The sequence below is a fragment of the Aureivirga sp. CE67 genome (genome assembly GCF_015767245.1).
Classification (GTDB): Bacteria; Bacteroidota; Bacteroidia; order Flavobacteriales; family Flavobacteriaceae; genus Aureivirga.
Genome location: NZ_JADOTV010000003.1, coordinates 124,361 through 136,897, shown reverse-complemented (window position 1 = coordinate 136,897; position 12,537 = coordinate 124,361). Strand labels below are relative to the sequence as shown.

The window sequence follows — 12,537 nt, the reverse complement described above, 5'->3', positions numbered from 1 at the left end:
AAATTTTAGAAATGCAAGAAGAAAGAAAAGTAATACAATTAATTGATTCTTTGAATGTTGGAGGAGCTGAAATGATGGCGGTTAATATTGCAAATAGCTTAACACAATCAAATCAGAAAACTTTTTTATGTAGCACAAGAGAAGAAGGAGATTTAAAGAAGAATCTGTTGCCAGAAGTAGAATATTTATTCTTGAATAAGAAGAAGACTTTTGATTTTTCGGCTGTTCAATTATTGATTCAATTTTTAAAGAAAAATGACATTAAAATTATTCATGTACATACAACTTCTCTATTTTTTTCTTGTTTAGTAAAGTTACTTTATTCGCCAATTAAAATCGTTTGGCACAATCATACAGGTGCAAATACAAATTCGGATTTAAAAAGAAAAATTTTCCTGAAAAGTCAATTATTCTTCACAAGTAAAGTAATTAATGTAAGTTTTGAACTGAATGAATGGGTCAAACAAAAATTGAAATTCAAAAATTCTTATTTTATTCAGAATTTTTCAAATTTAAATAGTGATTTAAAAAGAACAACTTTAAAAGGGCATAAAGATTTTAGAATTGTTTGTGTTGCAGGATTTCGTTCAGAGAAAAATCATTTAAATTTGGTCCAAGCTTTTAAGAAAGTTCAATCAAAAATTCCAGAAGCAACGCTTCATTTAGTAGGGAAATTATATCAATCTGAATATACAAAATCTGTTTATGATTTGGTCGAGCTTTATAAAATTTCTGATAAAGTTCATTTTTATGGAGCTTGCTCAGATGTTTCAAATATTTTAAAACAAAGTTCTGTTGGAGTACTTTCTTCAGATTCAGAAGGTTTACCAGTCTCTTTATTGGAATATGGAATGTCAAATTTACCAATAGTTGTTACAGATGTTGGACAATGTTCAACTGTTTTAGAAAATGGAAAATATGGTGAATTAGTTCCTATAAAAAATGCAGAAGCTTTAGGGAATGCAATTATTAAAACATTAGAAAATAAAGAAGAATCTCTTCAAAAAGCAGATTTACTTTCGGAATATTTAAAAGAAAATTATTCCAAAAGAGTAATTCTTAAACAGATACAAGAAATTTATTATTCATGTTGAGTTTTTTCCAAAATAAAAAAATATTGTTTATCCTTGCACATTTATTGCTTGGATTTATATTTCCTATTGGGTTTTTAGGTAAACTTTTTACTGCAAGTTTAATTTTAATCGCTATTATAGCGATTTATAGAACAAAAAATAAGAATAACGAAGCATTAATTTGGACAAGTTATTTTGTTGGTGCTGAGGTGTTTTTTAGAATGACAAATAGTGTTTTATCTTGGGAGTTGACGAAATATTTGGTGATTATTCTTTTAACTTTTGGTATGATTGTAGAAAAAAGAAAACATATTCTTTTTCCAGTTTACATTTATGTTACTTTATTGTTTTTGGTAGGAATTGCTTTTACAAAAGTCCCATATCCAGAATCTATTCGTAAAGCAGTTATGTTTAATTTAAGTGGTCCTATTTCTTTGTGTTTTTCTGCATTATATTGTTATCAAAGAAAACTTTCCAAGAAAACAATTTTACAATTTATATTTTTCCTAGGTTTACCAATGGTTGCTGTTGTTAGTTACTTATTTTTTAAAACACCAGCATTAAGTGATATTAAATTTGGAGGAGCTTCAAATTTTGATGCTTCAGGTGGATTTGGACCAAATCAAGTTTCTACTACATTAGGTGTAGGTTTTTTTGTAATAGGAGTTTACTTAATTCTTAAAAAGCGATTTACAGGATATTTACTTCTAGATTTACTTTTATTTGGTTATATGGCATTTCGTGGAATGATGACTTTTTCAAGAGGTGGAGTACTAACAGGTGTAGCAATGCTATTGTCTTTTTTATTTTTCTATTTTTTAGCATCTAAAAATAAAACTAGAAATTTTTTAAAATATTCACTTATAACTATTGTTGGTGTTATAAGTTTATGGACATATGGAATTATTGCAACAAAAGGACAACTTTTCAATAGATATACGAATAGAGGTTTTAAAGGAAATGTAAAAGAAGATATTACCTCAGGAAGAGGTCATATTTTTGAAAATGATTTACAAAGTCTATATGAAAACCCAATATTTGGGATAGGAGTAGGAAGTGGAAAATATGTAAGAATCGGAAGTGGTGAAAAAATTGTTGCAACTGCACATAATGAAGTTAGTCGACTTTTAGGAGAACATGGAATTATTGGAATTATTATTTTAGTATTATTAATAATTGTTCCAGCATTTCATATTTTAAAACAACCTTTACTTTATAAAGCTTTTTTAAGTGCATTTTTAATATTTTGGTTTATGACGATTAATCACTCTGCAATGAGACTTGCATTTCCAGGATTTTTATATGGAATTAGTTTAATAACAATCACAGAAAAAAATGAAGAAGATCCTTTACTTTGGGAATAATCTAGTAGGAAAAAAATATCCTACAACAATAGAAACGTTAAGTTCTTTTTTAAGTAGTGAAAATTATGAAGTTTATTGTTCTTCGTCAAAAAACAATAAATTATTACGTTTATTAGATATGATTTTTACTTTTTTTAAAAAAGGAATCAAAACTGATATTATTTTAATCGATACTTATAGTACGACCAATTTTTATTATGCATTTATTATTTCTCAATTAGCCAAAATTTTTAAAATTAAATATATTCCTATTTTACATGGAGGGAATTTGCCTAATAGGTTGCAAAATTCACCTAAATTATCAAGTATGATATTTACAAATTCATGGAAAAATATAGCGCCTTCAAATTACTTAAAAGAAGCTTTTGATAAAGAAAACTATAAAACCGTCTATATTCCAAATAATATTGAACTTGAAAATTATCCTTTTAAAAACAGAAAAAAATTAGAACCAAAATTATATTGGGTTCGTGCTTTCGCAAAAATTTATAATCCTTGGTTGGCAATTGATGTTTTAAAAGAATTACAAAAAGATTATCCAAATGCGAAACTTTGTATGGTTGGTCCAGATCGTGATGGTTGCCAGAAAGATGTTGAAAAATATATTGATGATTTAGAATTAAGAGATTCTGTTGAAATCACAGGGATTTTATCTAAAGAAGATTGGCATAAAAAATCTGAAGACTTTGATGTTTTCATAAATACAACTAATGTAGATAATACACCAGTTTCTGTAATTGAAGCAATGGCTTTAGGATTACCAATTGTTTCTACAAATGTTGGAGGTTTACCATATTTATTAGAAAATGATAAAGATTCAATTTTAGTTTCAAAACAGAATAAAGAAGAAATGATTTCTGCTATCAAATTATTATTAGATAATCCAGGAAAAGTTTCAACTATTACTAAAAATGCAAGAGAAAAAGTAGAAAGTTTTGATTGGAATGTTGTAAAAGAAAAATGGTTTGAAATTCTTCAATAATTTTTACAAAATTTCATGAAAAAATAAAGTCTATGTAATATTTTTGCATAAGAAATAATCGAAGTTTATCATAGTATATAACTGTGATAAGTTTAGGAATACAAAATGAAAATATGACTGATAGAAAAAAGGTCGCAATTTGGTTGCTAACTGGGGTATTTTTAGTAATCACAATGGTTGTAATCGGGGGGATTACAAGATTAACACATTCAGGTTTATCAATGGTAAACTGGAAACCAATTTCAGGAACGCTACCACCACTGAATGAAACACAATGGATGGCAGAGTTTGAAAATTATAAAACCTCACCTGAGTATAAAATAAAAAATTATCACTTCACTGTAGATGAATTCAAATCTATTTTTTGGTGGGAATATATTCACCGTCTTTTAGGAAGAATTATTGGATTCGTATTCTTAATTCCATTCTTATACTTTTTATTCACCAATAAAATTAAAGATAAGCGTTTGATGAAAAACTTAATTGTAATTTTCTTTTTAGGAGGGTTACAAGGATTTATCGGATGGTTTATGGTAAAAAGTGGATTGGTAAATGATCCAAATGTAAGTCACTTTCGACTTGCAATTCATTTCATTACAGCACTTTTCTTATGTTGTTACATTCTTTGGATTGCTCTGAAATTACTTTATCCTGAAAAAGACTTTGTAGGTGAAAAATTAAAATCTTTTAAAAAGTGGACAAATATTTCAATAATTATTACAGTTATTCAAATTATTTATGGAGCTTTTGTAGCAGGATTAAAGGCAGGATTGATTTATGGAACTTTTCCCAAAATGGGAGATAGCTGGATAGCTTCAGAAATTCCATCAAGATTAAATCAAATTGGAGTTTTAACTTTTGTAGAAGATCCTATTTCTGTTCAATTTGTTCATAGATGGATTGCCGTTTTAGTAGTCTTATCTGTTGGAGTTTTAATCTGGAAAGCAAAAAAAGTTTCTTTAAAAGGAAGACAATTCAGACTAGTAACTTGGTTAGGAATTATAGTTGTTTTCCAATTTGTTCTTGGAGTACTAACTTTATTAATGCATGTACCGGTAACTCTTGGAGTTTTACATCAATTAGGTGCAGTAGCTTTATTGATAACTTTAGTAATAACAAGGTATTTCTTTAGAAGTGAAAATAAGCCATTTTTAACTTAATTATACAATAAAAGATAAATTAAAGACGCTAGTAAAATAGTGTCTTTTTTTATTTAATTAACCAGAATACATGTTTAAACAAATCTTTTTATTAGGACAAAAATTACGTAATCCTTCTTTAGAAAAAACATATGATTTTTTGAAAGAATCTGAAAAATGGTCGATTTCTCAGTTGGAAATTTACCAGTTAAAAAGACTTCAAAAAATTGTTTCTATAGCTTATAATTCAACAGAGTTTTATAAAGAATCTTTTGACCAAATTGGTGTGAAACCAAATGATATTAAATCTTTAGACGATTTAAAAAAATTGCCAATTTTGACTAAAAACGATTTGTTGTCGAATGTAGATTCACTTCATTCTAGTAATAAATTTCAGAAAATATTTATAGCATCAACTTCTGGTACAACGGGAAATTCTCTTTCATTTAAGAGAAATGAAGAAGCAGATTCTTTTAATAGAGCAAGTATTTTTAGAGGATATTCGTGGTATGATTTAAAACCTTGGGAAAGTAATGGTTATTTTTGGGGATTTAGTTTTTCGAAATCAAAACAAATCAAAACAAAAATTTTAGATAGTTTACAAAATCGTTTTAGATTGTTTAGTTATGAAGAAAATGAGTTCAAATCTTTTGTAAATAAACTTAAAAATGCTTCTTTAATTCATGGATATTCTTCTACAATTTATCAGGTAGCAAAGCTTATCAATGAAAATAATTTACCAAAACCAAAGAAATTAAAATTAGTAAAAGGAACTTCTGAAAAAATAAAGGATAGATATAGAGAAGAAATTCAAAAAGCTTTTGGCTTGAAAATCTCAAGTGAATATGGAGCAACCGAATCTGGGATTATCGCATTTGAATGTCCTGAAGGAAACATGCATTTAAATATGGAAGGAGTGATTGTAGAGGAAATTGATCAAGAAATTTTGATAACAAATTTACAATTAGAATCATTTCCAATAATTCGATATAAGCTTGGAGATTATATAAGATTAGCTTCTAAAGAAAAGATATGTAAATGTGGGATGAAACATCATATTTTAGAAGAAATTACTGGAAGAATAGGAGAGGAAGTGTATGGAATATCAAATATTTATCCGAGTTTTTATTTCTATTATATTTTTAAAAATTTAGACAAAGAACATCAGCTTTTGTTAAACTATCAAGTAATACAAAATAAAAAAGGTGAATTAGAGTTTAAAATTGAACAAACTTTGACTAATAATGAAACTGAACTCCTTGAAACTGAAATAAAAAAATATTTCAAAACAGATATGAATATTAGAATAAATGATAAAACTAATATTCAGTCAAAAAAAGGAAAATTAAAAAGTTTTATATCAAATATTAATTAAATGAATAGAAAAGTTTCTATTATAACTCCTTGTTATAATTCTGAGAAATATATAGAAAAAACAATTAAAAGTGTTCAATCTCAGACTTATGAAAATTGGGAAATGCTAATAGTTGATGACAAATCAACAGATAATTCTGTTTCTATTATTAAAAATTTGTCAATTAAAGATTCTAGAATAAAACTTTTTTCTCTAAAAGAAAATATGGGTGCAGCGCATACACGAAATTACGCATTAGAGAGAGTAAGTGGAGATTTTGTAGCTTTTTTAGATAGTGATGATTTATGGAAAAATAATAAACTGGAAAAGCAACTTGATTTTATGATTAAAAATAATGCTAAAATCACTTATACTTCATATGATTGTATTGATGAAGAAGGAGTTTCTTTAGATAGTTCAAGACTTGTAGAAGGTAAAGTTTCATACAGTAAATTGTTGAAAAATAATGTAATGGGGTGTTTAACGGTTATGTTTGATGTAAAATATTTTTCAGATTTTCAAATGCCTTTGATTCGTAAACGACAGGATTTTGCACTTTGGTTAAAATTACTTAAACAAGTAGATTATGCTTATGCTCTTGAAGAATCTTTAGCTTTATATAGAATTAGAGAAATTTCAGTTTCATCAAATAAAATTGACTTGTTAAAATGGAATTGGAAATTATTTAGAGAGATTGAAAAATTTTCTATATTAAGAGCTTTTTATTATTTAATATTCAATGTTATTTTAAAACTTTTAAAGAAATAAATTTATTATAAGTTATGATTTACTCAGCAAAATTAATACTTTTGAGATCCTAAAATTAAACCCCTAATCCCACATATGTTATCTAATTTACATTTTTCTATTTCAGAAAGAAGATTCTTTTTAAGACTATTTGATGTCTTATTTGTGATTCTATTTCAAATATTTTTGATAGAATCAGAACTTTTTGATTATAAATATTTCAATATTATAAATGAAAATTTTTATTATTGGATAGCTACATTCGTTATTTACCTTTTATTTTTTTCTGAAGTTTTTGAAATGTATAACTTAAAGGCTCAAAATGATAATTACTTGGTGACAAGAGGTGTTTTATTGACATCTATATTTACTACTAGTTTTTATATTTTAACACCAATACTTTCACCTTCTTTACCCGAAAATAGAATTCAGATAATTTATTTATTCTTTAGTGTATTATCAGCTTTATTGATTTGGAGGTTTTCTTATAGATTCTTAATCGTTTCTCCTAGGTTTCAAAGAAGAATTCTATTGATAGGAAGTACTAAATCAAATTTAAAAACGTCAAAACTTATCGAGGTTGATGGAGTAGATAGTATTATTTTAGGACAATTTTCTTTTGAAAAATCAAAGAATCAATCAGATATTAAATGGTTTGATTTTAGAAAGAAAAATATACAAGAATTAATACAAGAATTAAATATTTCTGAAGTTATTGTTTCTAATTATGATAATGAAAGTTTTGAAAAAATAATCGACCCTCAACTTGCAAAAGTATTATTATCAGGAGTTAGAGTAACAAGTTTTGAAAGTTTTTATGAAAAGCTATCTTTAAAAATCCCAATGGAAAGGTTTGACTCTACATTTTATAACTACATTAGTTATAATGAAACAAAAAAAGATGGTTTGTATGAAGCATTTGTAAGAACAATAGATGTTTTTGCAGGTATTCTAGGATTAAGTTTTTTAGCTTGTATTATTCCTTTTGTTACAATTATCAATTTTTTTACAAATAGAGGAAGTTTGTTTTATTATCAAGAAAGAATTGGTAAAAAAGGAAAACCATTCAGAATATTGAAATTAAGATCAATGGTAACCAATGCAGAAAAAGATGGAGCTGTTTGGGCAAGTAAAAATGATACTAGGATTACAAAATTTGGGAAAATACTGAGAAAAACTAGATTAGATGAAATACCTCAGTTTTATAATGTTTTGATTGGAGATATGAGTTTAATAGGTCCAAGACCAGAAAGACCGCAATTTGTTGATGAATTAGAGAAAGATTTACCATTCTATGCTTTAAGACATATGATCAAACCTGGTTTAACAGGATGGTCTCAAGTTTTATTTCCTTATGCTAGTACATATGAACAACAGAAAATAAAACTGAGATATGACCTGTATTATATTCGTGAAAGATCTATTTTAATGGATTTTAAAATAATAATTAAAACAATTAGTACAGTAGTTTTTATGAGAGGAAATTAACATTTTGGAATCCAAAACTTAAGTTCCTTGATAAAAGTATTAAAATCTTGTTTTTTGATCGTATTCATTTCATCGATAATATTGAATTTTGATGTTTTTCTATTCCAACTAAGAACTATTTTATTATTTTCTAAATTAGAATATACATCATAAATTTCTTTTAAATCATTTACATATTCACTCAACATTTTCCTTGAACAAATTGTGTTTTCATTCTTTGAAGTAAAATGATTGATAAGATTCATATCAGAGCTTGAAATTAAATCAAAATTCTCAGTTTGGATATAATCAAGAGTGTTTACATCATCAAAAATATTTACGAGAGTTTGAATTTCTTCTAGAATTGTACTTTTTTCATTTTCTTCATAATGAAAAGTTATTTCTTCATCAGTATTGTAATTTGTACCAAAAGGAATAAGACTTAATTGCGCAACAATCTCATTTCCTTCCACTGGAATTTCAACATTTAAATAAAATGTGTTTTTAAGCTTAGATACTTTTTTACTGAAAATATTAATATCAAAATTTTCTGGAAGTAATTCTTTTAAATTAGTAGAATAAGAATTCTCGCAAGACCATCTTTCTTTTTTTATTACAAAATGTTTATTTTCTGAATTCGTGAAAACTTTAGCAGTTACATCACAATTACATCCGCAATTTGGCCAGCTTCCATCCGTATGAATAAAATTGTTTTTAAGATCTAAATTATAAGCTGTCATATCGCTTTTAGTCTCAAACATTGAGCTGCATTTTGCAATTTCTGATTCTAATATATTTTTTATTTCATTTTTGTTTTGACTAAAACAGATTGTTGTGAAAAATATTAGTAATAAAGCATAATTTTTTCTCATATTTTGAAGTTTGTTTTTAAATATATGATTGTATTCTTAGTTTTTATATTTTGTTAACAAAATTAATCATTTTTTATTTCAATTTTAATGTTAAAATCTGTTAAAATAATATTATTGATATTGTAATTAGTTGTTGTTTAATTTATTAAATGAATTATTTCTTTGGTTGTATAGAGGTAATTATTAAGTTTAAACATGGTTTAATTGTAAATAATTTAAAATTTTGTTTGTTTCATAATTCAATTAATATTGAAAAAGACGCTAAAAACAATTATTCATTACTTGTTAATCAATTAAATATTTAATTTTTTTTCACGAATCAAGAAATATTAGTTTTTTTTTATAAAGATAAGTTGTTGAAAATTAGTAATTTCAAAAGAAATATTCTCTCAGAGTATTATTTTATATTGTTTATTATTAAAGTGCTTACAAATGGGAAATCAAAAAGAGAAGTTTGGAAATTGGTCAAGAAGGAAGTTTTTGAATAGAATTGGAAAAGCTGGTGGAAGTTTAGCAATGTTAGAAGTAATGAGTTTGATGGGTTTTTTTCAAACAAATGATACTTGGGCAAAACCTCCAGAAATCCCCTCAGATAAAGGAAAAGGAAAAAGAGTTGCTATTTTAGGAGCAGGTATTTCAGGTTTAACAGCTGCATATATGCTTAAACAAGGAGGTTATGATGTTGTTATTTTAGAAGCATCTAACAGAGCAGGAGGTAGAAATTTTACTGCAAGAAGAGGAACTGTTATTAAAGAAAAACTTCCTAATGGAGAATTAATTCAACAATGTACTTTTGATCAAATGCCAGAAGGAAAAGATTTATATATAAATTTAGGGCCAGGACGAATTTCCCACATGCATAAAAGAGTTTTACATTATTGTAAAGAATTTAATATTGATCTTGAACCATATATATTTAAATGTTCTAATAATATTTTTTATTCTGATGAAAATTCACCTAAAAAAGGATTTTCACATAATCATATTAAATTTGATGTTAACGGTTATATCTCAGAAATTTTAGCAAATTGCCTTGCTGAAAATTCAAATTTTGCACAATTAAGTCCAGATCAAAATAAAAAATTGCAATCTTTATTAGAAGTATATGGTAATCTTACCAAAAATAAAGATGGTAAATACGAATATAAAGGTTCAAAAAGTATTCATTGCGGAGATGATGAGGAAGGAAATGCAACACCGAATATTTATAATTTATGTAATGCACCCGATAAAATACCTTTAGATGATCTTTTAAATTCTGGATTTTGGGAAGATTCCTTTTATGCGCATTATTATACAAATTGGCAACCAACCTTATTACAACCAGTAGGAGGAATGGATAAAATAATAGATGGTTTTACAAATGTGCTTCAGGATGATATTTTTTATAATGCTCCTGTGAAAAAAATTAAAGTAAAATCTGATGGTGTAAAAGTTTATTATGATCAAGGAGGAGAAGAATATATGGCAGATGCAGATTATTGTATTTCCTGTATTCCTGCCCCAATTTTAAAGAATATAGATAATAATTTTGAGAAAACTTTTCAGAAGTCCCTAGATTCTATAGTATTCAGTAAAGCAACAAAAGTTGGATGGCAGTGTAACGAAAGGTTTTGGGAGTCTCCAAAGAATCATATTTTTGGAGGTATTAGTTGGACAACAGATCCTATTCGTCAAATCTGGTATCCTTCCCATGATTTTTATTCTCAAAAAGGAGTTTTAGTAGGTGCATATACTGGAGATACAGATACTTTAGGAGACTTATCTCCAAATGAAAGATGTCGAATAAGTAAAGAAAGTATAGGGAAATTTCATCCAGAAATATTAGACAGAAACATTGTTCCTATAGAGAAATCTGTTTCTATTGCATGGCAAAATGTTCCATATATTGAAGGTTCGTGGCCATTATGGAATCATCATGACGTTATTGATGCGACACATTCCGATGCGTATAGAAGATTATTAATGCCTGATAGAAGATTTTATATTACGGGTGATCAAGTTTCTACAATTCCTGGTTGGCAAGAAGGAGCAATGATGTCAGCCGAACATGTAGTGATGCTAATAAATGATATGAAACCTAAAGAAGTTCCTGATGATGTTGATGTTCCAATTACTATCAAATCATTGAATTCTTATTAAGGAAAAGAATATTTATAAAAGTATCAGTATTAAAATAAAATACTGATACTTTTTATTTAGTTTCTTAATTATCTCTAGTATTTCCTAGAAATTTATGTGTTTTTAGATTGTAAATAAAACTCCCTCTCTTTTCTTTTTTAGCATTTGAAACAGGAATATTTATATTACCAAATATTTCATCATTTTCAAAATTTAAAAATTCTACTCCACTTGTATTTATAAAATTTGAACTAGAATTTTTTTGAAACTCATAACCTAGATTACTTTCTACAAAATCGGAATATTTTTCTTTAAAATCATTAGTTAAATCTTCTAAAATCTCAGGCGAATCTACTCCTGAAATACGAATAAATATAAAGTCATCTGAAACTCCTGAGCCTGCAACACAGTTCTTAAGATCATAACTTAAAATATAATCTTTTAAAACATTAGAATCCTTAAGCTCCATTACATATTGATTTCTAGAATGCATCGGATACTTTCCATTGTCATATAAAACATTCATTTTTGGTAAATTTTCACAATCTTTATTGGTTACGTAATCATGATATGAATTATTGATCATAATACTTTCCCATTCTTTGAAAGCTTTTTTCAATGCATTTTTATTTGGATGTGAATCAATTGAAGTTTTACTAGAATTAATTGTTATTTCATTTTTTTTGTTTGTATCAGATGAACTACAACTATTTATAAATACACTTAAGATTAATAAATAATAAAAAGAATTTTTCATTTTTTGATTGTTATATTATAGCATTTTAAAAAGCAAATATATAAACAATTTAATAAGATTTTTAGTATAATTTTTTAAATATATACTTTTAAGGAAATACTTTATAATAATCCTCATCAATCCAAGTTTGACAAGGGGAATCTGGAGGAGAGATTCGATAGATTTCTTCTCTAGTTTCAAAAAAGTAAAAATAGCTTTTTACAGAAACAAATTTGGTTGAAGAATCATTTAGACCATAATCCTTATAATAAACTTCAATTCTATCTTGAGAGTTATAGGATGCTTCGCAATTTTGATAAAAGGCAGCTCCAAAAGTATAGTCTCCGAATGTTGGGAAGAACTTAAAATAATTATGAATGTTTAAAATAAAAAAAGAAGCAATCATAAAAATTAAAGTAAAACAGGCTTTAATAAAATCATTTATTTTTAATTTATAAATAATATAAAATACCCAGCATACCCAGAAAATTTTTAATCCTAAAAATACAAAATGAAACCTCAGGCTAAGAACTTCCATTGCATTTAAAATACTGAATATTCCTAAGAGAAAGAAAATAATAATTTTATAGCTATTTTTCATAAGTCAATTTTTGAACAAATTTAGAAATTGTTTGATGTTTTTCAAATTAAAAAAGTAATTTTGAGGTTTGATATTTCAGCA

The 12,537-nt window shown here is 26.3% G+C and carries 11 protein-coding genes; 8 read left to right on the top strand and 3 right to left on the bottom strand.

The window, feature by feature from the left end; translation table 11 throughout:
- Positions 1-11 precede the first annotated feature (11 nt).
- The 7 genes from I0K12_RS06490 to I0K12_RS06460 all read left to right on the top strand — a co-directional run bounded on the left by I0K12_RS06490 (position 12) and on the right by I0K12_RS06460 (position 8,147).
- Complete coding sequence (locus I0K12_RS06490) at positions 12-1,094, top strand: glycosyltransferase (protein WP_196886347.1); 1,083 nt, start codon at positions 12-14, stop codon at positions 1,092-1,094.
- 23 nt (positions 1,095-1,117) lie between these two features.
- Positions 1,118-2,437 (top strand): O-antigen ligase family protein, encoded by a 1,320-nt coding sequence (locus tag I0K12_RS06485; protein WP_196886346.1) that lies wholly within the window; start codon positions 1,118-1,120, stop codon positions 2,435-2,437.
- Positions 2,409-3,419 (top strand): glycosyltransferase family 4 protein, encoded by a 1,011-nt coding sequence (locus tag I0K12_RS06480; protein WP_196886345.1) that lies wholly within the window; start codon positions 2,409-2,411, stop codon positions 3,417-3,419. Before I0K12_RS06485 ends, I0K12_RS06480 begins: the two co-directional genes overlap by 29 nt.
- Positions 3,420-3,532: 113 nt before the next feature.
- Positions 3,533-4,579, top strand: a complete 1,047-nt coding sequence (locus I0K12_RS06475) for a COX15/CtaA family protein (protein WP_196886344.1) — start codon at positions 3,533-3,535, stop codon at positions 4,577-4,579.
- Between the two features lie 70 nt (positions 4,580-4,649).
- A complete protein-coding gene (locus tag I0K12_RS06470) occupies positions 4,650-5,933 on the top strand; it encodes a phenylacetate--CoA ligase family protein (RefSeq protein WP_196886343.1) in 1,284 nt (427 codons plus the stop codon).
- Positions 5,934-6,680, top strand: coding sequence for a glycosyltransferase family 2 protein (locus I0K12_RS06465; protein WP_196886342.1), 747 nt, complete (start codon positions 5,934-5,936; stop codon positions 6,678-6,680).
- A gap of 75 nt (positions 6,681-6,755) precedes the next feature.
- Positions 6,756-8,147, top strand: a complete 1,392-nt coding sequence (locus tag I0K12_RS06460) for an exopolysaccharide biosynthesis polyprenyl glycosylphosphotransferase (protein WP_196886341.1) — start codon at positions 6,756-6,758, stop codon at positions 8,145-8,147.
- Here the strand turns inward: I0K12_RS06460 and I0K12_RS06455 are convergent.
- A complete protein-coding gene (locus tag I0K12_RS06455; RefSeq protein WP_196886335.1) occupies positions 8,144-8,998 on the bottom strand; it encodes a hypothetical protein in 855 nt (284 codons plus the stop codon). The two genes, I0K12_RS06460 and I0K12_RS06455, sit on opposite strands and share 4 nt — an antisense overlap.
- Positions 8,999-9,430: 432 nt before the next feature.
- Here I0K12_RS06455 and I0K12_RS06450 point away from each other — a divergent pair, with 432 nt between their 5' ends.
- On the top strand, positions 9,431-11,140 hold the full coding sequence (locus tag I0K12_RS06450) for a flavin monoamine oxidase family protein (protein ID WP_196886333.1): 1,710 nt from the start codon (positions 9,431-9,433) through the stop codon (positions 11,138-11,140).
- Positions 11,141-11,204: 64 nt separating this feature from the next.
- Here the strand turns inward: I0K12_RS06450 and I0K12_RS06445 are convergent, their stop codons facing one another.
- Together I0K12_RS06445 and I0K12_RS06440 are read right to left on the bottom strand one after the other, a co-directional pair.
- On the bottom strand, positions 11,205-11,876 hold the full coding sequence (locus tag I0K12_RS06445) for a hypothetical protein (RefSeq protein WP_196886331.1): 672 nt from the start codon (positions 11,874-11,876) through the stop codon (positions 11,205-11,207).
- 88 nt (positions 11,877-11,964) lie between these two features.
- Positions 11,965-12,456 (bottom strand): hypothetical protein, encoded by a 492-nt coding sequence (locus tag I0K12_RS06440; RefSeq protein ID WP_196886329.1) that lies wholly within the window; start codon positions 12,454-12,456, stop codon positions 11,965-11,967.
- Positions 12,457-12,537 lie beyond the last annotated feature (81 nt).

Excerpts from the sequence above, each read along its gene's own strand:
- I0K12_RS06480 (WP_196886345.1), top strand. The coding sequence starts at position 2,409 with ATGAAGAAGATCCTTTACTTTGGGAATAATCTAGTAGGAAAAAAATAT.
- I0K12_RS06445 (WP_196886331.1), bottom strand. The coding sequence starts at position 11,876 with ATGAAAAATTCTTTTTATTATTTATTAATCTTAAGTGTATTTATAAAT.
- I0K12_RS06470 (WP_196886343.1), top strand. The coding sequence starts at position 4,650 with ATGTTTAAACAAATCTTTTTATTAGGACAAAAATTACGTAATCCTTCT.
- I0K12_RS06460 (WP_196886341.1), top strand. The coding sequence starts at position 6,756 with ATGTTATCTAATTTACATTTTTCTATTTCAGAAAGAAGATTCTTTTTA.
- I0K12_RS06490 (WP_196886347.1), top strand. The coding sequence starts at position 12 with ATGCAAGAAGAAAGAAAAGTAATACAATTAATTGATTCTTTGAATGTT.
- I0K12_RS06450 (WP_196886333.1), top strand. The coding sequence starts at position 9,431 with ATGGGAAATCAAAAAGAGAAGTTTGGAAATTGGTCAAGAAGGAAGTTT.
- I0K12_RS06465 (WP_196886342.1), top strand. The coding sequence starts at position 5,934 with ATGAATAGAAAAGTTTCTATTATAACTCCTTGTTATAATTCTGAGAAA.
- I0K12_RS06440 (WP_196886329.1), bottom strand. The coding sequence starts at position 12,456 with ATGAAAAATAGCTATAAAATTATTATTTTCTTTCTCTTAGGAATATTC.
- I0K12_RS06455 (WP_196886335.1), bottom strand. The coding sequence starts at position 8,998 with ATGAGAAAAAATTATGCTTTATTACTAATATTTTTCACAACAATCTGT.
- I0K12_RS06475 (WP_196886344.1), top strand. The coding sequence starts at position 3,533 with ATGACTGATAGAAAAAAGGTCGCAATTTGGTTGCTAACTGGGGTATTT.